Origin of the sequence: Pseudomonas sp. NFX15 (assembly GCF_049132105.1) — a bacterium.
GTDB lineage: Bacteria > Pseudomonadota > Gammaproteobacteria > Pseudomonadales > Pseudomonadaceae > Aquipseudomonas.
In genome coordinates, this window is the sequence record NZ_JAFMPV010000016.1 from 112,723 (window position 1) to 132,272 (window position 19,550).

Below are 19,550 nucleotides of genomic sequence, written 5' to 3' on the forward strand. Positions count from 1 at the left end.
CAACTTTTGCGACACATAGGGTCAGCTCATGACCGATTTGTAATTTTTAGTCAGCAACAAGAAGCCCGCTCAAGGCGGGCTTCTTTTGTAGCTGATAGAGATGACTAAAGCGCGAACAGCTCTGCCGGCAGCTGCATCAGGCAATCGCTGCCCGCTTCGATGGCCGTCCGATGAGCGGCGGTGCGCGGCAACAAGCGCTTGAAGTAGAACTCGCAGGTGCCCAGTTTGCCCCGGCAGTAATCTGCATCGCCATTGCCCGCATCGAGCTGGGCCTGAGCCACCAGCACCATGCGCAACCACAGGTAACCGAGGATGATGTAACCGCTGTACATCAGGTAATCCACCGATGCGGCACCGACTTCATCGGCATTCTTCATCGCGGCCATACCGACCTTTGTAGTCAGCTCACCCCATTGCTGATTCAGTTGATTGAGCTGCGCCACGTAACCGCCCAGCTGTGGGTGTTCAGCATTCGCCGCGCAGAATTTGTGGACGATTTTGGTGAAGCCTCGCAGCAGCTTGCCCTGGCTGCCGAGGACCTTGCGCCCGAGCAGGTCCAGCGCCTGAATGCCGTTGGTGCCTTCATAGATCGGTGCGATCCGGCAGTCGCGCACCAATTGTTCCATGCCCCATTCGCGAATGAAGCCGTGGCCGCCAAACACCTGCATGCCGTGGTTGGTCACTTCCAGCCCGGTATCGGTCATGAAGGCTTTGCAGATCGGTGTGAGGAATGCCAGCAAGTCTTCGGCGTCCTGACGCGTCGTTTCGTCCGGGCTCAGGTGGGCCGTGTCGAGCAGTTGCGCGGTGAAGTAGGTCAGCGCACGGTTGCCTTCGTTGAAGGCCTTCATGGTCAGCAACATCCGCCGCACATCGGGGTGCACGATGATCGGGTCGGCGGCTTTTTCCGGGGCTTTCGGGCCAGTCAGCGAGCGCATCTGCAAACGGTCGTTGGCGTATTTGATCGCCCCCTGAAAACTCGCCTCGCCCAGACACAACCCTTGCATGCCGGTGCCCAGCCGCGCGTGGTTCATCATGGTGAACATGCAGTTGAGGCCCTTGTTCGGCTCGCCGATCAGGAAGCCCTTGGCCTCATCGAAATTCAGCACGCAGGTGGCCGAAGCCTTGATGCCCATCTTGTGCTCGATGGAGCCGCAGGACACACCATTGCGCTCGCCCGCTTCGCCCGCCGCATCGGGCAGGAACTTGGGCACGATGAACAGAGAAATGCCTTTGGTCCCGGCCGGAGCGTCCGGCAATTTGGCCAGCACCAGGTGAATGATGTTGGCGCTCATGTCGTGCTCGCCGGCGGAGATGAAGATCTTGCTGCCGCAGATCGCATAACTGCCATCGGCCGCCGGTACGGCGCGGGTCTTGATGATGCCCAGGTCAGTGCCGCAATGGGCTTCGGTCAGGCACATGGTGCCGGTCCAAAGACCTGCGGTGAGTTTGTTCAGATAGGTCTGTTTTTGTTCTTCGGTGCCATGGGCATGGATCGCCGACATCGCACCGTGGGTCAGGCCGGGGTACATGCCCCATGAGGTGTTGCTGGAAGCGACCATCTCGCTGATGACCAGGCCCAGCGAGCTCGGCAGCCCCTGGCCGCCGTAAGCCGGGTCCGCCGCGAGGCCATGCCAACCGCCCTCGACATATTGCGCGAAGGCCTGCTTGAATCCCGCCGGCGTGGTCACCACGCCATTGTCGAAATGGCAGCCTTCTTCATCGCCACTGCGGTTGAGCGGCGATAGCACGTTTTCGCAGAATTTTGCGCCCTCTTCGAGGATCGCATTGACCATGTCCGGGCTGGCATCGGTGGACCCCAGCGCGGCGTAGTGACTGTGGAAGTCAAAGACGTGATCGATCAGAAAGCGCATGTCGCGCAAGGGAGCTTTGTACTCGGGCATGGTCATTCTCCGTCGGCAGATTTGTCCAACCTACTGCCGCCCCACCCTACGCCACAATCATTGTCCAGTCGCTGAATGCGCGATCATCACTCAACCGTAGCGGCGTCCATGCGCACAGCGCCGCGGCGGTTTTGCCCGAACGCCATCACACAGTTGCGCCCGGCGCCCTTGGCGCTGTAGAGCGCCTGGTCGGCGGACTTGAGCACTTCTTCAGGGGTGCGCTGGTCGATCCGTTCGGCGACGCCGATACTGACCGTCACCGACACACTCGACGCACCGGAACCGGCCCGGCGCTGGCGCCCCTGATTGTCATCCTGCGGGCGGTTTTCCTGATTGCGCAGCTGAATGTTGTAGGTAGCGATGGACTCGCGGATGACTTCCAGGTGCGGCATGCATTCCTCGAGGGTCTTGCCGGCAAACACCAGGGCAAACTCCTCGCCGCCATAACGATACGCCTTACCGCCGCCACCGATTTTTCCTAATTTGCTGGCCACCAGGCGCAGCACCTGGTCGCCAACGTCGTGACCGTGGGTGTCGTTGAATTTCTTGAAGTGGTCGACGTCGCTCATGGCCAACACGTAGTTGCGCCCCAACCGTTGCATGCGCTCGTTCAGTGCACGACGACCCGGCAGCCCGGTCAGTTCATCGCGGAAGGCCATTTGATAGGCCTCGTGCGCGACGGCGGCCGCGATCATCAACATCACCTGGCTGCACATGATGTTCAGCGTAAACGGCAGGATGAAAGTTTTGGGCAGCATCCAGAACAACCCGAGCAGTCCCACCCATTGCGCGGCATGCAACGGACGCGGGTTGCGCCAGTATTGCCAGGCCAGCAGCACAAACGCAGCAATGAACACCGGATAGGACAACTGGATCAGGCTCATCCAGGCGCCATGCAACGCCGGCCAACGAATTTCCGACAGCCAGATCAGCAGCGCATGTGGATAACTTTGCTCAAGCCCAAGGGCCACGCTGCCGACCGCCAGCAACACGGCAAAACGCGCGACCATGTCCTGGAACAGGTGGGTGCGTTCCTGCCACGCCGCAAACACGCCGAACAACAAGGGCAGCAACAGGCAACACAGATGAAAGACCACGGCGGCGTCATCACGCACCTTGCCGTTGTCACGGTAATAATCGGTCTGGGTGTCGAGCAGAAAATAGGCGATGTACACCGTGACCATCAGAAACAGTTCACGCTGGCGTCGGTAAACCGCGCAATAGGCACCACCGAGCAGCAACACCAGCGTCGGCAACACGTTGAACAGTGACGTGAAGAAGACGTTCAGATCCTTGATGTAGGCAGCCGCAAGCCCCGCCAGCAACAGCAGCAAGGACGGCAGGAAATGACTGAAACGTACAGCAGATGAGCGCGGCAAGGGTAAAGCTCCGACCCGTCAGATCAATAGATGGCAATGTGCCCACCACTGTAACGGCAGAAACCCCGATTTACTGAGTGAAATACTGAGGTATTTGTAAAAGGTCGTCACTGGCGTCCATCAGTCGCCAGTGACGCAAGGGGAAAACGGTTACAAGTCGTTGTTGAACGGTTGCAGCGGCCCCTCCAGCGCGGTGCGACCTTCGGCACCGATCGGTTTGAGTTGGATTTCAGCGTCCTGCGCCTGGCGGGTGGTGATTTTCGGACTGGCCGGTTTTTGCCCGACCGAGTTTTCGTCACCCTTTTCGCCCTGTGCCAACACCAGCGACGGATGATCAAACGGTGCTCGTTCCCACGCGACACGAGGATCGGTCAGACCGACTTCCATGAACTTGACCAGCGCATCCACCTCATCCGGGGTCAGGTTCAGCCGGGTCATGTCCGGATCTAGATTGGAGCCGTTGTGCTGGTTGACGGCCGGGTGGTCGAAGCCACTGGTGTTGCTGGCATCCTCACCCCGCCGGTCGCCACCCCGGTTGTAGAACTCCATCACCTGTTGCAGCGTCGCCCGGCTGCCGTTGTGGAAGTACGGCCCGGTCAGCGCGATGTTGCGCAGGGTTGGCGTCTTGAAGGCGCCATCGACCGCGTCTCGGAAACCGACATTGGGCTTGAGCGTCGCATCACAAGGAATGGACGGGCTCAAAGGTGCTTCGAAGGTGCAGACATCGACATCCAGCGGGTCGGCGATCTGGCCGCCCTGGAGCATAGCGTTGTACTCACGGGTGAAGGACAAAGGATTGCCCCAGGCGTCCGAACCACCGACGGCCAGGTCTTCTGACGTTGGACGCACGCCGGTGTTGTAGAAACCGTTGTCATACAGGGTGGTCAGGTTGTCGGCCATGACCATGCGCTCGATCCGCTCCCGAGGATGGAACAGCAAGCGGCTGCCGGCGTTGGTCAATTCCGCGCCGCCGTGGCAGCTGACGCACTTGCCCTTGCCGAGGAACAGGTTCATACCCTGGACCTGCTGGTCGTTCATGGCCGTGTGATCACCCTGCAGATAGGCATCCAGCGGCGCCTGGTCCGAGATCAGCGTGGACTCATACATCTGAATCGCCAGCCCGAAGAACAGCGGGAAGTTTGCCTCCATCTGCGTGTATGGCGCGCCGCCCAGCGAGACCTGTTGCGTGGCATTCCACAAGCGCGGCTGAAACGCGTTCTTGATCAGTTCGCGGTAAGTCGGGCGGCGAGCGCCGGACACCGGTCCCAGTACCGAATCGGTGGAGGAGATGCGTTGTTGCTTAAGCATCAAGGTATCGAGCATGCGCCGGCCGATATCGGCGAAAGTGCGCCCGCCACAGGACATTTCCACCGGGCTGCCGGGAGGGCCGACCGCTTGCGAAGCCGCAGAGGCGTCGTTGAGCGCCAGTCGCACCTTGAGCGCTACGCCGCTCTTGTCGCTGGTCACGAAGATCCCGGCGTCGGGGTCGCGGTTACCGAACGGCGAGAAGCCGTTGAAGACGTTGTTCGCGCGGCCATCCCAGAAGTTGCGCACGTTGAACGCGGCGTTGATCACCGATGGCGCGTTGCGTCCGGTGCTGCGACGGACGTTGATGCCGCCGACCTGGAAGATACCGTCCGGTTGCTGGATGCACTTGTCAAAACGCGGCTGGTGGGGCTTGACGAAGTTGGCGTCGAACACGCCCTGGGAGCCGATCACATCGTCGCTCGAATAGACAATCGCCGAATTGCGATCCAGCGGATCTGCCAGCACATGGGTCGGGAAGTCGTTTTTCTTCAACAGGTAATTCGGGCCGCCCTTGCCTCCGGATTTGGTGGTGTAGCTCGGCACGTCGCCCGGGATGTCGGAGGCGAGGAACGGTTTATTGAAGATCGACGAGACGTTCGCGTTGGTGTTGGCCTGGCCCGGGTTGATCTGGTTGGTGGTGCGGTGATCGACACCGGCGTGGAAGTGGCAGGACGCGCACGCGGTGGAGCCGTCGCTGCCGATCTCCATGTCCCAGAACAGCGCCTTGCCCAGCAGCACTGCCGCCGAGCGATTGAGCACGTAGTCGGTCATCAGGTCGACTTTGCGCCCGCCTTCGGTTCCCGCAGGATCGGGTGGCACCAGGCCACGCAGCGATTGCAGCGTGGGCACATCCGGCACGGCCGGATTAACTGGCTCAAGCGGCTTGACCGGCTCAACCGCAACCGGGTCTGCGGCCCTGGCACTCGCAGCCGTTAGACCGATAGCCAGTAGAGCGCCCGCCATCCCACAGGCAAAACGGGCATTTAGAGAGAGGCTCGAGTTCTTGGCCATCATGACATTCTCGATTCAGCGAAGTAGCCAGGCTCCGCGATTAACCTGTTACGAGATGAACTCATCGCCAAACATCCTGCGGCCTGCATGAGCAGTTACGCTCACTCTTTATTGTTCGGGCAAGGCGAGGCTTGACTGGCAAAGTACTCTCTTGGCTCAGGCTTATTAAGATTAAGTATTGCTGAGTCGCACCAAGGGGCGCGCTTAACTTCACTCTAGCTGTAACAAGAAATTTCAACAGCAAATAAATAATTATTTTTGTCTCATGCAACGCAAATAAAAACGCCTTGCAAATATAACTTTCAAGACACACAACAACGATTTCGGTCGAACCTCACATCTGGTGAATTTCCCCCACTATTGGGTAGCGCCCCCAAAAAACGCACAGGCAATCGACCGAGAATCAACCACAACCTTTTGTTTTTCAATCAGAATATTTTTGTCTATAAATATGGCAAAGCAATTGCAACGGTATAAATCAAGTTGAAATTTACGGATGACACACCCTAACAACCAAAGTTAAAACTTACTAAACCCATAAACACCGCGTGCACAAGTTGCACTGCGCGAGCTATGGCTTTTTATATACTTTCAAATAAAAAACTCACAACCAACGCTTCGAAATATTTCGATTGCGATATCCTTGTGTGCAAAGTACATATAGAAAACTCTTCTCATTCAGTACTTTCCCTGGAGACTATCTGGAACACGCTGGAACTTAACTTCGCATACTCCCAAATCTGGGGATATATCCCCCCCTATGTTGGTGGATATTAATTAGAAAGTAGTACTTGCTATACCCTCCCTGGCCGCGCAGCCCGCATTCCGCGTGCGTTGGCAAACATTTGTGTCTAATTGTTTCGTGTTAGGCACGACAACTGCTTTGCAGGCTTCAGGCTCAAGGAAATGTCCTCACGATCGCGTCTGTAACCGGCCGACGCTCCGCAGGTGAAAGCATCCGAAGGCAAGTGCCAACCGTAAACAGGCACTTATCCCGGCGGATCGAGCCCCGTTCGACACTCACAGCTTTGCGTTTTCTCTTGCGCAGGATTCAGCGCATCAGCAGGTCTGCGACTCGATTGGCCGGCAACTGGTCATGCACGATTCGGAGAGAGCCATGAGCTTATCCTTGTACGTAAAAACGCTCGCCATACCGCTGCGATCCAAGGGCATCTTCGGTCGCCATGCTCTGCTCGCCAGCGCCGTTGCCATCGCACTGGCCATGGGTGGCGGCGCCGATGTGTTTGCCAAAAACGGCGGTGGCGGCGGTGGTGGCGGGACTGCCAAGCCTCCGGCAGGGGGGACCTCGCCATTCTCGACACCCACGCTGCCCGATCCGGTTTTTACCGACCCGACGGCAATTCATGGGTTTGACGTGACTGGTTTCATCCAAAATATGACACTCGATACCGCCAATACGAATTGCCCCGGCACGACGGACCCGGCACGTTATGGAGGTACCGTCCAACTCAACGGTGTAACGATCACCGTTCCCTGCAATACGATCCTGCAGATGCCGGCCAATACCCTGACCTGGGCAGATTTCGTCAGGGGCGGTTCGCTGGCGCTCAACAAGGGAGCGACGTCTTATCCCTCGTTCGAGATCCACGTGGTCGGCAACAGCGTCTCCAACAAACAAATCGCCGGGCTGATTTTTGTCTCCCAGCAAGCCGGAAACGCAGGTAGCGGGTTCATCACCCGGATCGACTACACCAACGGCAACATCGAAGTGGACAGTGGTAACGCTCAGCAACCCACGATCCTTCAGATCAACGACCCGAATGGACGTTTTGGCCGAGCCCAAAGCCCCGACCCTCGCTTCTCCGTCGACGATGCGAACCCGACTATCCACGCCGCAACCGGCTACCCGATGTGCGTGCCGCGCTCGATTTCCGGGGACGATGCTCTCTGCCCACAAAAAAACCGGCCGAAAGCAGTGACGCCGACCACCACCAATAACTGCCGCAACTTCAGCCAGGCGGGTGTAACGCCTCCGGCCAGCGGAGAGCTTTCCCCTCCAGTAACGGGACAGACCTATTGCAGCCAATTCGTCATGAAGAGGTTCAGCGATGCTTCACGCACGGCGACGGAACCCGACCCGACTCAACAGGCCCCCTTCGAAGTCGGCGACTTCATCAGTTGGTCCGGCACTCTGTTCAAATCCTCAACAACCGGGGCTGCGGACTTCATCTCTGCGCACACGATTGAAGCCAACGTCGGGATCTACACTCAGCCCGGCTCGCAACCAAGCTATCTGGCGATCGGGGAGTTTGGTGTCGGTACTGCCGATCCAGCGGCAACAGCCATCGGCGGTGTTGCTCAGGAAACCCAGGACCGGATTTTCCTTGAAGCTTCAACCACCGATATCAAGACGCCGGTCGACATCTACCTGATCGATGTCAATCCAGCGACCGGCGCACAAACCAACCGCTGGGTTACCCCCTATGAGATGACGGGTGAGTGCAATCCTGCGGTGGGTCTTGCGACCAGTTGCCTGGGCGCCACGGGTGGCATTACCACACAGAACACCGGACCTCAGCCACAACGCGCCAGAGTTCGGGCGACCAAGGCACCCGCCGGGCTCTTGAGCCAGCCGACGCGTACCCTGCGTGTCGTGGCGCGCTCGATGTGTGTTCCACAGCAATCGCTCTCGCAAACAGGCGTGGACAGCTGCATCGAGAACGCTAGCAGGCTGACGGTCGCCAATGGGCTGGTGGCTGGACAGTATGTGGCGCCGGTGTTCGAGTTCATCTTTCCGGAAGGCGTCAAGCCGGGCGATGCTGTGGTCCCGAACGACTTCTGGCACCTGCCCTTCCTACGTAACGGAGAAGGCGCCAGTACGCCCGGCGGTGTCGGTCCTTTGGCCCCAACGCCGTGGTGACCGGAGGCTGGTAACAGAGCAAAAAAAACCGCCGCTCCCGAAAGAGCGGCGGTTTTTCATGAGGCTTCGTTAAGGCTTAGTAGCCCAGGTCGAAGTTCTCTTCTTTCATGTCCATCAGGTTGTTGGCGCCCGACAGCATGGTTGCAACGTGAGTGCGGGTACGCGGCAGGATGCGCTGGAAGTAGAAGCGCGCAGTCTGCAGTTTGGCGGTGTAGAACGCCTCTTCGGAGGTGCCGGCCGCCAGTTTCTCGGCCGCCAGGCGCGCCATGTCAGCCCAGAAGTAGGCCAGGCAGGCGTAACCGGAGTACATCAGGTAGTCCACGGAGGCCGCGCCGACTTCTTCGCGATCTTTCATGGCCGCCATACCGACCTTCATGGTCAGCTCGCCCCACTCCTTATTCAATGCAGCCAGCGGTGCGACGAACTCTTGAACCGCTTCGTTGCCTTCGTTGGTCTGGCAGAACTTGTGGACGATCTTGGTGAAGCCTTTGAGCGCCTCGCCTTGGGTCATCAGCACTTTACGGCCCAGCAGGTCGAGTGCCTGGATACCGGTGGTGCCTTCGTACAGCATCGAGATGCGGCTGTCGCGAACGTTCTGCTCCATGCCCCACTCGGCGATAAAGCCGTGGCCGCCGTAGATCTGCACGCCGTGGTTGGCCGATTCGAAACCGACTTCGGTCATGAAGGCCTTGGCAATCGGCGTCATGAAGGCCAGCAGTGCGTCGGCTTTTTTCTTTTCTTCTTCGTCCACGCCGTACTTGACGATGTCGACTTGCTTGGCGGTGAAGTAAACCATCGCACGGTTGCCTTCGGCGAATGCCTTCATGGTCAACAGCATGCGGCGTACGTCAGGGTGCACGATGATCGGGTCAGCGGCTTTGTCCGGTGCTTTCGGGCCAGTCAGCGAACGCATTTGCAGGCGATCGCGAGCGTATTTCAGGCCGCCCTGGAAACCCACTTCGGCGTGGGCCAGGCCTTGCAGCGCGGTACCCAGACGTGCGGTGTTCATGAAGGTGAACATGCAGTTCAGGCCCTTGTTCGCCGGGCCGATCAGGAAACCGGTCGCGCCGTCGAAGTTCATCACACAGGTGGCGTTACCGTGGATGCCCATTTTGTGTTCCAGGGAACCGCAAGAAACGGCGTTACGAGCGCCAACCGAACCATCGGCGTTCGGCATGAACTTCGGCACGATGAACAGGGAGATGCCTTTGGTGCCAGCCGGTGCATCCGGCAGGCGGGCCAGTACGATGTGGACGATGTTATCGGCCATGTCGTGTTCACCGGCCGAGATGAAGATCTTGGTGCCGGAAACGTTGTAGGAGCCATCGGCCTGAGGCTCGGCCTTGGTGCGCAGCATGCCAAGGTCGGTGCCGCAGTGCGGTTCGGTCAGGCACATGGTGCCGGTCCACTCGCCGGTAACCAGCTTGGTCAGGTAAGTGTGCTGCTGATCAGGGGTGCCGTGTTCGGAGATGGTGTTCATCGCGCCGTGCGATAGGCCTGGGTACATGCCCCACGACCAGTTGGACTCGCCGACCATTTCGCTGATCGCCAGGCCCAGGGATTCCGGCAAGCCCTGACCACCGTGCTCGACGTCGTGGGCCAGGCTTGGCCAGCCGCCTTCGACGAATTGCTTGTAGGCCTCTTTGAAGCCAGTCGGGGTCTTAACGCCAGACTCGCTCCAGGTGCAACCTTCGAGGTCGCCCACGCGGTTCAGCGGCGCCAGTACCTGCTCACAAAACTTGGCGCCTTCCTCGAGAATGGCGTCAACCATGTCTGGAGTTGCGTCCGCACAAGCCGGAAGGCTCTGATAGTGCGCTTCGTAGCCGAGCAGTTCGTCACGAACGAAGCGAATATCACGCAAGGGGGCCTTGTAGTCAGGCATAGCGATAAACCTCTGCTGATGTAACCGGGAATGAACGACCGCATGGATTTGTTGTTGCGATCAAACAGTTGTTTGAAACATACGTTTACGCCGAAATGTTGTCAAGCATCGATCTTTTGCCGTTCGTCATCGTCTGTCCAGACAACAGGCACGTGACCACGCAGTCGCTTTTTCAACACGACCGGCCATACGAAAAAAGATTAGTTGAGGAAGAAGGGCTTACGCAGAAAAACGCCGCGAACAGGCGCGGCGTCGAGGGTACGGTTTCAGCGAGGAATCAAGCGTAGGTGTCGATCAATGTGCCGAGCACTTCGTCGCCTGCCTTGGCGACTTTCACGCCAAGCTCTGCCTGAATTTTGCCTTGCGACATATCGACCACATTTTTGGCCATGTCTGATTGCTGGCTGCGATCGAGGGAAAGCAGGCGATCAACCTGAGTCTCGGAAGACTGGCTGCTGACCGAACGCTCAATGGTCTGGTTGGCAATCTGCCCGGCCGCCTGATCGACGCGGTTCTGCCCTGTCTGAAGGGTGCTCAGACCGGCATAGAAAGCGGTGTTTCCTGAGATTTCCATGGGAGAACTCGTCCTTGCAAAGGATCAACGGCCCCCATTGAAGCAGACCCGATAGAAAAACACCCGTCAAAAACACTAATGGCACAGTGCCTTGCCATAGGCAAAACCAAAAGCCGCCCACGTCAGTCGAGCAAATCCAGCTGAAGATGTTCCGCCACGGCTTCAGCCGTGACTGACTTGAGCTTGGGAACGCGCCCCAGGCACGGCGCCGGAAGGCGTTCGGCAAGAGTGGCGAGGTTTTCTTCCAGGCGCGAGGTCTTCGGATCGATGATATTGGCTACCCATCCCGCCAGTTGCAGACCGTCCCGGGCAATCGCTTCGGCGGTCAGCAAGGCATGGCTGATACAGCCCAGGCGAACGCCGACCACCAGGATCACCGGCAGTTGCAAGGCGATGGCGAGGTCCGACAGATTGTCCTGATCCGCCAGCGGGACGCGCCATCCGCCGGCGCCTTCGATCAAAGTGAAGTCTGCCTGCAGATCCAGAATCTGCCGCATCGGCGCCAGCAACGATTGCACCGTCAGCGCTATGCCCGCCTCGCGTGCCGCCAGATGCGGGGCAATGGCCGGTTCGAAGGCCACCGGATTGACTTGTGCATAAGTCAGCGGCAGCGAGCATTGCGCCAACAACGCCATCGCGTCGGCGTTGCGCAGGCCTTTGGGCGTTACTTCACAACCGGACGCGACCGGTTTGCCCGCCGCTGTGCTTAGGCCCGCCGACCGCGCCGCGTGCAGCAGCCCGGCAGCGACCGTGGTTTTACCGACATCGGTGTCCGTGCCGGTGATGAAATAGGCTGCGCTCATAAGGGTTTCTCCAAAACGGCGTACACCACTTGATAAGTCGCCGGCAGGCCCGGGGCCTGACGAAACTGCTCATAAGCCTCAATCAACCCCAGGATCCGCGCCCGACCGGTCAAGCCACCCGGCCGACCGGGATTGAGGTTGTGCGCGCCCAACGCCTTGAGCTCATGGGTCAGGCTGCGCACATCAGGGTAATGCAGCACATGTGGCTGGTTTTGCAGGCAGGCCACTCGTAGTCCACTGGCCGCACACAAGTGTTGATACACACCGAACTCGCGGAAGCGATTGACGTGCACCATGCCATCGACTTCGCGCCAACTGTCGCGCAGTTCAAACAAGGTGCCTACGCACAGACTAGCAAACGCGAATATTCCACCCGGCTTGAGCACCCGAAAAGCCTCGTGCAGCACCGCGTCGAAGTCCGCGCACCACTGCAACGCCAGGCTGGAGAAGATCAGGTCGCACGTAGCGTCTCGCAGTGGCAAACGCTCGGCATCGCCCGCCACGAAATGCGTGGCGCCACCCAATGGCCGGGCGTGGTTGAGCATGCCCTCGGCGATGTCCAGCGCCACACCGTGGCCGGTCGAAAAGCGTTCACCCATGGCACGGCTGAAATGCCCGGTGCCGCAGCCCAGGTCTAGCCAGCGCTGGGGCATAAAATCTGCCGGCAGGCGACTCAACAACTGGCTGCCGACATCGCGCTGCAATTGGGCCACGCTGTCGTAGCTCGCCGCAGCACGAGAAAAAGAAGCCGCCACCTGGCGCTTGTCGGGCAAGGCGCCGGGCAGTTTGGGAAGAGAAAGATCAGTCATCGCCGGACTCATGCAAAAAGGCCTGGATCGCCCCCGCCACACCGTGGGGATCCTCCAGGAGAAACGCGTGGCTGGCCTGTTCAATCAGACCGATTTCGACATCCGGCAGCAAGGCTAGCAACTCGCCCGCCGCTTCTGCCGGCACCAGCCCGTCAAGGCCAGCGAACAGATGAAATTGTGGGCCGCGAAACGACTGCATCGCCTGCCGCGTATCCAGTTGCGCGAGCACTTGCAAACCACTGAGCAGCACCGGCGCGGCGGTATTTGGCGCACCACCGAGCAACAACCGCGACAAGCCGCGCGGGTCTTCGGCGCCTTGGGCGCAGAGCAGTGAAAACCGCTTTAGGGTCGTGCGCGGATCGGCTTCACACCCGGCCAGAAATGCCTCGAAAGTTGCGCCGGGCATGGCGCTCGACCATTGCTCATGGGCGACAAAAGCTGCGTTGCTGGCCAGGGTGAACACGCCGCAGCAGCGATCAGCGCGTCGAGCCGCCAATTCACAGGCGAGCATGCCGCCCAGCGACCAGCCACCCAGCCAGGCGTCTTGCGGCACCGTCGAATCGAGTTCATCCAGCCACTCTTCAAGATCGCTCGATTGCAGGTCCGGCAACGGTTCGATCTCGACACGCAGGTGTTCATCAAGGCCGCGCAAGGCCGCCGCCAAAGGCTCCAGCGGTGAAACACCGAGGCCCCAGCCAGGCAGCAGAATCAGACGATCACGCATGCACAGGCTCCTGCTTGAGGCGTTGAAAACAGTCGGCCAGTCCATTTAACAATAGCTGTACCTGCGCCTCACTGTGGGCCGCAGTCAGCGTGACCCGCAGCCGTGCACTGCCGGCGGGGACGGTCGGCGGGCGAATCGCCGTCACCATCAACCCGCGCTCGCGCAGCATCTGCGAAAACTGCACCGCACGCCCGGCATCGCCGATCATGATCGGCTGGATCGGCGTGAAGCTGTCCATGAGCTCCAGGCCAATCTGTTCGGCGCCGTGGCGGAACTGACGGATCAAGGCCTGCAAATGCTCACGCCGCCAGTGTTCGCTGCGCAGCAGTTCCAGGCTTTTCAATGTGGCGCAGGCCAGTGCCGGCGGCTGGCTGGTGGTGTAGATGTAAGGCCGGGCGAACTGGATCAGGCTTTCGATCAGCTCTTCACTTCCCGCCACAAAGGCACCCGCCGTACCGAAGGCTTTGCCGAGGGTGCCAACCAGTACCGGCACGTCCTCCTGGCTCAAACCGAAGTGCTCGACGATGCCGCCACCGTTGGCCCCCAGCGGGCCGAAACCGTGAGCATCGTCGACCATCAACCAGGCGCCTTTGGCCTTGGCCTCTCGGGCCAGCGCCGGCAGGTCGGCGATGTCGCCGTCCATGCTGAACACGCCATCGGTGACCACCAGCGTATTGCCGGTGGCTTTTTCCAGGCGCTTGGCCAGGCTCGCCGCATCGTTGTGCAAATAGCGATTGAACCGCGCACCGGACAATAGCCCGGCGTCGAGCAACGACGCGTGATTGAGCCGGTCTTCGAGCACGGTGTCGCCCTGCCCCACCAATGCGGTGACGGCGCCGAGGTTGGCCATGTAACCGGTAGTGAATAACAGCGCACGAGGGCGACCGGTCAGGTCGGCCAGGGCTTCCTCCAGCGCGTGATGCGGGGTGCTATGGCCGATGACCAGGTGCGAAGCACCACCGCCGACGCCCCACTTCGACGCGCCAGCGCGCCAGGCTTCGATCACTTGCGGGTGATTGGCCAGGCCCAGATAGTCGTTGTTGCAGAACGCCAGCAACGGCTGGCCGTCGACCACCACTTGCGGCCCCTGCGGGCTATCGAGCAGCGGACGCTGGCGGTAGAGGTTTTCGGCACGACGGGCAGCAAGGCGTGCGGCGAGATCGAAAGACATGCAGGCCTCGGACAAACAATCAAGGTAGACACCGAACCTGTAGGAGCTGGCTTGCCAGCGATGAGGGCGTCAGATTCGACGTCGCCCTCAGCTGACAGACCGCTATCGCTGGCAAGCCAGCTCCTACACGTGTTTTGCACTTCAACCAGAGGGAGCCGTGACGCGATCAGACCGCCGCGTTATAAAACTGCTCGCTGCTCTTCTGTTCGACCAGCGCTTGCTCGATGGCCGCCTGGTGCACCTCGTCGGCGTGCTCCTCGCGGGCTTCCGGCAGGATGCCCAGGCGCGAGAACAATTGCATGTCCTTGTCGGCCTGCGGGTTGGCGGTGGTCAGCAGTTTTTCGCCGTAAAAAATCGAGTTGGCGCCGGCGAAGAACGCCAGTGCCTGCATTTGTTCGTTCATGGCTTCACGGCCGGCGGACAGGCGCACGTGGGATTGCGGCATCAGGATCCGCGCAACGGCGAGCATGCGGATGAAATCGAACGGGTCGACGTCATCGGCGTTTTCCAGCGGCGTACCGGCGACTTTAACCAGCATGTTGATCGGCACCGACTCCGGGTGCTCCGGCAGGTTGGCCAACTGGATCAGCAGATTGGCGCGGTCGTCCAGCGACTCGCCCATGCCGAGAATGCCACCGGAGCAAATCTTCATCCCCGATTCACGCACGTACGCCAGGGTTTGCAGGCGCTCGCTGTAGGTGCGGGTGGTGATGATGCTGCCGTAGAACTCAGGCGAGGTGTCGAGGTTGTGGTTGTAGTAATCGAGACCGGCCTTGGCCAGCGCTTCAGTCTGATCCTGATCGAGACGACCGAGGGTCATGCAGGTTTCCAGGCCCAGGGCTTTCACGCCTTCGACCATCTTCAAAACATAGGGCATGTCTTTGGCCGACGGGTGTTTCCATGCCGCGCCCATGCAGAAACGGGTCGAACCGATGGCCTTGGCACGAGCGGCCTCTTCGAGGACCTTCTGCACTTCCATCAGCTTTTCTTTTTCCAGGCCGGTGTTGTAGTGACCGGACTGCGGACAATATTTGCAATCTTCCGGGCACGCGCCGGTCTTGATCGATAGCAGGGTCGACACCTGGACGCGGTTGGCGTCGAAGTGCGCGCGGTGCACCGTCTGCGCCTGAAACAACAGGTCGTTGAATGGCTGTACGAAGAGTGCTTTGACTTCGGCCAAAGTCCAGTCATGACGCAGGGTTGCAGTGGTGCTGGCGCTCATGGGCGTTTCCTTTGAATTATGCTTTGGCTACGACGGGCTAATGGAATGTCACCGTCGCTTCACAGATGTTTCGGCATATTTAAGGAAGAGTGATGCGCTGTCAACCACGCTACGATGGACAGGTTTACATCTGGTTAAATAATAACCAAACATGCCTGCTGTGCAATGAAACAGCCGATAGCTCCTCTCCCATCTGCACAGCCTGCGAAACCGAACTGCCCTGGCTCGGTGACCACTGTCAGACCTGCGCCCTGCCACTCCCCGCCGCGGGCCTGACCTGCGGCCATTGCTTGCAGCAACCTCCGGCCTTCGAACACGTGGTTGCTCCCTGGACCTACAGCTTTCCGATAGACAGCCTGATTACCCGCTTCAAACACAGCGCAAAATGGCCGCTTGGCCGCCTGCTCGCCGAACTTCTCGCTCAATACCTGCAACATCGATTCGAAACCGATCTGCAACGTCCCGATGCGCTGATACCCGTACCGCTGGCCCACCGACGCCTTCGCCAGCGCGGGTTTAATCAGGCGGCGATGCTCGCTCACTGGCTGAGCGCCTGCGTTGATATTCCTTGCGACGAACGGTTGCTGCTACGCACCCAAGACACCGACGCCCAACAGGCCTTGAACGCCGACGCCCGCCGAAAGAACCTGCGCCATGCTTTCGCCCTGACCCCGGGCGCCGTCGTCAAAGGGAGACACCTGGCCTTGGTCGACGATGTGCTGACCACTGGCGCCACAGCGCAGGCCCTCGCCCGCCTGCTGATGGACGCTGGTGCAGTACGGGTCGATATCTATTGCCTGGCCCGCACCCCCAAACCCGGCGACGCGATTTGACCTGCGTGCACAAACCCTGTGGAAGATTGCTCGCTCCCACAGGGGATTGTGCTGTGACTTGACTCTGGTGCCTTCAGCGGCCAACGTCCTCACCCTTGTCACCATCCAAAGCGACTTGCCATGTCCTTGCCTACCTTGTTGTCCCAGCACATTGTCCGCCGTCCGCAGCGCATCGCCCTGTTGCAGCACATTGCCGAACAAGGCTCGATCACCCGCGCGGCCAAAAGCGCGGGCCTGAGCTACAAGGCCGCGTGGGACGCCATCGATGAGCTGAACAACCTGGCGCAAAAACCGCTGGTGGAGCGGATTGTCGGCGGCAAGGGTGGTGGCGGGGCGCGGCTTTCACTTGAGGGCGAACGGGTGCTGCGGCTTTACCAGAAGTTGCAAGCGTTGCAGGCTCAAGTGCTGGAAGCCGCCGAGGACGCGAGCGACCTCGACCTGCTTGGGCGTTTGATGCTGCGCACCAGCGCACGCAATCAGTTGCACGGCAAGGTCGTGGCGATCAAACCCGAGGGGCGCAATGACCTGGTTCGCCTGGAAGTCGCCGAAGGCCTGATCGTCGATGCGCAAATCACCCACGACAGCACTGAACGCCTGGAGCTGCAAATCGGCACCGAGGTCGTGGCCTTGATCAAGGCTGGCTGGCTCGATGTACTGGAATTCGACTCCACTGAAACGCCTGGAAACAATTGCTTGAAAGGCACCATCGAGAAGATTCTCGACGCCGACGATGGCCCCAGCGAAGTGCGCATCACCTTGCCCAACGGCCTGACACTGTGCGCTCTGGACGAACCAAGGCATTTGCAGGCCCTGGGGCTGAAGAGCGGCAAAGCGGTGCGTGTCGAGTTCTCGCCGTCGAGGGTTTTGTTGGGCACGCCGCTGTAAGCAAAACTGCAACAAAAGGTTCATTACTCGTCAGTAGGGTGACTGCCAAAACCGCAGGGAGCCTGAAATGAGCCTATTAGCAGAAAACCAATCCACCGACCTCGAAACCATGGTCGGCCTTAGCCGTCGCGGTTTCATCAGCGCAGGTGCCCTGTGCGGCGCCGCGATGTTCCTCGGCGGCAACCTGTTGAGCCGCAGCGTGATGGCGGCCAGTGTCAGTGCCGGCAACAGCCAGTTGCTGGGCTTCGACAGCATCGCCGCCGCCACAAGCGACGCCATCACCCTGCCACCGGGCTATAAATCTTCGGTGCTGATCAGTTGGGGCCAGCCGCTGCACAAGGACGGCCCGGCCTTCGACCCGAGTGGCAACGGCAGTGCCGAGCATCAGGAGGTCCAGTTCGGCGACAACAACGACGGCATGAGCCTGTTCGAATTCCCGGGTGAAAAAGACCGGGCGCTGCTGGCGATCAACAACGAATACACCAACTACCGCTACCTCTACGCTCACGGCGGCATGCCGCAGTCGGCCGAAGACGTACGCAAGGCGCTGGCCAGCGAAGGCGTGTCGGTGATTGAAGTGCAGCGCAAGAATGGTCAATGGCATTTCGTCCAGGGCTCGCGCTACAACCGTCGCATTCACGGCAACACGCCGATCACCCTGAGCGGCCCGGCCGCCGGACATGCCCTGCTGAAAACCAGCGCCGACCCGCACGGCAAGAACGTCCTCGGCACCTTCCAGAACTGCGCCAACGGCAAGACGCCGTGGGGCACCTACCTGACCTGCGAAGAGAACTTCACTGACTGTTTCGGCAGCAGCAACACCGAGCAAAAATTCGACCCGGCGCAAAAACGCTATGGCGCGGTGGCGACCAGCAAGGAGATCAACTGGCACCCGCACGACGAGCGCTTCGACCTGGCCAAGAATCCCAACGAACTCAACCGTCACGGTTGGATGGTGGAAATCGACCCGTTCGATCCCAAGTCAACGCCGGTCAAACGCACGGCGCTGGGCCGTTTCAAACACGAAAACGCCGCCCTCGCCGAAACCGCCGACGGCCATGCCGTGGTGTACATGGGTGACGATGAGCGTGGTGAGTTCATCTACAAATTCGTCAGCCGCGACAAGATCGACCACAAGAACCACAAGGCCAACCGCGACATCCTCGACCACGGCACGCTGTACGTGGCGCGTTTCGACGCAGGCGACGGTCATGCCGATCACCCGAAAGGCCAGGGCGAATGGGTTGAGCTGACCCACGGCAAAAACGGCATCGACGCCAGCAGCGGTTTTGCCGATCAGGCCGAGGTGCTGATTCACGCCCGCCTCGCCGCCAGCGTGGTGAAAGCCACGCGCATGGACCGCCCGGAATGGATCGTGGTCAGCCCCACGGATGGCCAGGTCTACTGCACGCTGACCAACAACGCCAAGCGCGGCGAAGACGGGCAACCGGTCGGCGGGCCGAACCCGCGGGAGAAGAACGTCTATGGGCAGATCCTGCGCTGGCGCACCGAGCGCGACGACCATGCCTCGCACTCCTTTGCCTGGGACCTGTTCGTGGTGGCTGGCAACCCGAGCGCACATGCCGGGACGCCAAAGGCCGGCTCGTCGAACATCACGCCACAAAACATGTTCAACAGCCCGGACGGCCTGGGTTTCGACACGGCCGGACGCTTGTGGATCCTGACCGACGGCGATGTGAGCAACGCCGGGGACTTTGCTGGCATGGGCAACAACCAGATGCTCTGCGCCGATCCTGCGACCGGTGAGATTCGTCGGTTCATGGTCGGGCCGGTAGGTTGCGAGGTGACCGGGATCAGCTTCTCACCGGATCAGAAGACCTTGTTTGTCGGGATTCAGCATCCCGGTGAAAACGGCGGGTCGACCTTCCCCGAGCACCTGCCCAATGGCAAACCGCGGTCTTCGGTGATGGCCATCGCGCGCGAGGACGGCGGGATCGTCGGCGCCTGATAAATCTTCTTCGCGGGCAAGCCCGCTCCTACAGTGATTTAGGTGGCTCGCTGGTATTGTGTACAGCCACGGAACCTGTAGATACTCTGTTCACGGTCAAGCTTTCGCGAGATGTTTTTCGCTGAAAAGCTTGGCCGTATCAAATTCTTCTCCAGAACGCATGCACGCCCATAACCCGGTCAGGTATTTGCGCATCAC

Annotated in this window: 14 protein-coding genes; 4 read left to right on the plus strand and 10 right to left on the minus strand. The window is 60.0% G+C overall.

The window, feature by feature from the left end:
- Positions 1–104: 104 nt before the first annotated feature.
- The 3 genes from J1D76_RS17985 to J1D76_RS17995 form a co-directional block, all read right to left on the minus strand.
- Positions 105–1,901, minus strand: a complete 1,797-nt coding sequence (locus J1D76_RS17985) for an acyl-CoA dehydrogenase C-terminal domain-containing protein (protein ID WP_421139600.1) — start codon at positions 1,899–1,901, stop codon at positions 105–107.
- An 86-nt stretch (positions 1,902–1,987) separates the two neighbouring features.
- Positions 1,988–3,280 (minus strand): GGDEF domain-containing protein, encoded by a 1,293-nt coding sequence (locus J1D76_RS17990; protein WP_421139601.1) that lies wholly within the window; start codon positions 3,278–3,280, stop codon positions 1,988–1,990.
- Positions 3,281–3,430: 150 nt separating this feature from the next.
- Positions 3,431–5,551: a cytochrome-c peroxidase gene (locus tag J1D76_RS17995; protein WP_421139614.1), complete on the minus strand. Its 2,121-nt coding sequence runs from the start codon at positions 5,549–5,551 to the stop codon at positions 3,431–3,433.
- Positions 5,552–6,716: 1,165 nt separating this feature from the next.
- Here J1D76_RS17995 and J1D76_RS18000 point away from each other — a divergent pair.
- The gene (locus tag J1D76_RS18000; protein ID WP_421139602.1) at positions 6,717–8,480 is read left to right on the plus strand and encodes a hypothetical protein; all 1,764 of its coding nucleotides are present in this window, start codon (positions 6,717–6,719) and stop codon (positions 8,478–8,480) included.
- Between the two features lie 76 nt (positions 8,481–8,556).
- Here J1D76_RS18000 and J1D76_RS18005 read toward each other — a convergent pair whose 3' ends face one another.
- The 7 genes from J1D76_RS18005 to bioB form a co-directional block, all read right to left on the minus strand.
- Positions 8,557–10,362, minus strand: a complete 1,806-nt coding sequence (locus J1D76_RS18005; RefSeq protein ID WP_421139603.1) for a phenylacyl-CoA dehydrogenase — start codon at positions 10,360–10,362, stop codon at positions 8,557–8,559.
- A 277-nt stretch (positions 10,363–10,639) separates the two neighbouring features.
- The gene (locus J1D76_RS18010; protein WP_421139604.1) at positions 10,640–10,936 is read right to left on the minus strand and encodes a pyrroloquinoline quinone biosynthesis protein PqqE; all 297 of its coding nucleotides are present in this window, start codon (positions 10,934–10,936) and stop codon (positions 10,640–10,642) included.
- 122 nt (positions 10,937–11,058) lie between these two features.
- A complete protein-coding gene (gene bioD, locus J1D76_RS18015; protein WP_421139605.1) occupies positions 11,059–11,739 on the minus strand; it encodes a dethiobiotin synthase in 681 nt (226 codons plus the stop codon).
- Positions 11,736–12,548 (minus strand): malonyl-ACP O-methyltransferase BioC, encoded by an 813-nt coding sequence (gene bioC, locus J1D76_RS18020; protein WP_421139606.1) that lies wholly within the window; start codon positions 12,546–12,548, stop codon positions 11,736–11,738. Before bioC ends, bioD begins: the two co-directional genes overlap by 4 nt.
- Positions 12,541–13,272 (minus strand): alpha/beta fold hydrolase, encoded by a 732-nt coding sequence (locus tag J1D76_RS18025; RefSeq protein WP_421139607.1) that lies wholly within the window; start codon positions 13,270–13,272, stop codon positions 12,541–12,543. The genes bioC and J1D76_RS18025 overlap by 8 nt, the downstream gene beginning before the upstream one ends.
- Positions 13,265–14,443 (minus strand): 8-amino-7-oxononanoate synthase, encoded by a 1,179-nt coding sequence (gene bioF / locus J1D76_RS18030; RefSeq protein WP_421139608.1) that lies wholly within the window; start codon positions 14,441–14,443, stop codon positions 13,265–13,267. The genes J1D76_RS18025 and bioF overlap by 8 nt, the downstream gene beginning before the upstream one ends.
- A 166-nt stretch (positions 14,444–14,609) precedes the next feature.
- Positions 14,610–15,665: a biotin synthase BioB gene (gene bioB / locus J1D76_RS18035; RefSeq protein WP_095944924.1), complete on the minus strand. Its 1,056-nt coding sequence runs from the start codon at positions 15,663–15,665 to the stop codon at positions 14,610–14,612.
- A gap of 92 nt (positions 15,666–15,757) precedes the next feature.
- Here bioB and J1D76_RS18040 point away from each other — a divergent pair, with 92 nt between their 5' ends.
- From J1D76_RS18040 to J1D76_RS18050, 3 genes are all read left to right on the plus strand, one after another.
- A complete protein-coding gene (locus J1D76_RS18040; RefSeq protein ID WP_421139609.1) occupies positions 15,758–16,498 on the plus strand; it encodes a ComF family protein in 741 nt (246 codons plus the stop codon).
- 120 nt (positions 16,499–16,618) lie between these two features.
- A complete protein-coding gene (locus J1D76_RS18045) occupies positions 16,619–17,383 on the plus strand; it encodes a TOBE domain-containing protein (RefSeq protein WP_421139611.1) in 765 nt (254 codons plus the stop codon).
- A 67-nt stretch (positions 17,384–17,450) separates the two neighbouring features.
- Positions 17,451–19,352, plus strand: coding sequence for a PhoX family protein (locus tag J1D76_RS18050; protein ID WP_421139612.1), 1,902 nt, complete (start codon positions 17,451–17,453; stop codon positions 19,350–19,352).
- Positions 19,353–19,550: the final 198 nt, after the last annotated feature.

Coding starts and splice junctions, on each gene's coding strand:
- J1D76_RS18025 (WP_421139607.1), bottom strand. CDS start 13,272: ATGCGTGATCGTCTGATTCTGCTGCCTGGCTGGGGCCTCGGTGTTTCA.
- bioF (WP_421139608.1), bottom strand. CDS start 14,443: ATGTCTTTCGATCTCGCCGCACGCCTTGCTGCCCGTCGTGCCGAAAAC.
- J1D76_RS18005 (WP_421139603.1), bottom strand. CDS start 10,362: ATGCCTGACTACAAGGCCCCCTTGCGTGATATTCGCTTCGTTCGTGAC.
- J1D76_RS17995 (WP_421139614.1), bottom strand. CDS start 5,551: ATGGCGGGCGCTCTACTGGCTATCGGTCTAACGGCTGCGAGTGCCAGG.
- bioC (WP_421139606.1), bottom strand. CDS start 12,548: ATGACTGATCTTTCTCTTCCCAAACTGCCCGGCGCCTTGCCCGACAAG.
- J1D76_RS18040 (WP_421139609.1), top strand. CDS start 15,758: ATGCGCTGTCAACCACGCTACGATGGACAGGTTTACATCTGGTTAAAT.
- J1D76_RS18000 (WP_421139602.1), top strand. CDS start 6,717: ATGAGCTTATCCTTGTACGTAAAAACGCTCGCCATACCGCTGCGATCC.
- bioD (WP_421139605.1), bottom strand. CDS start 11,739: ATGAGCGCAGCCTATTTCATCACCGGCACGGACACCGATGTCGGTAAA.
- bioB (WP_095944924.1), bottom strand. CDS start 15,665: ATGAGCGCCAGCACCACTGCAACCCTGCGTCATGACTGGACTTTGGCC.
- J1D76_RS18050 (WP_421139612.1), top strand. CDS start 17,451: ATGAGCCTATTAGCAGAAAACCAATCCACCGACCTCGAAACCATGGTC.
- J1D76_RS18045 (WP_421139611.1), top strand. CDS start 16,619: ATGTCCTTGCCTACCTTGTTGTCCCAGCACATTGTCCGCCGTCCGCAG.
- J1D76_RS17985 (WP_421139600.1), bottom strand. CDS start 1,901: ATGCCCGAGTACAAAGCTCCCTTGCGCGACATGCGCTTTCTGATCGAT.
- J1D76_RS18010 (WP_421139604.1), bottom strand. CDS start 10,936: ATGGAAATCTCAGGAAACACCGCTTTCTATGCCGGTCTGAGCACCCTT.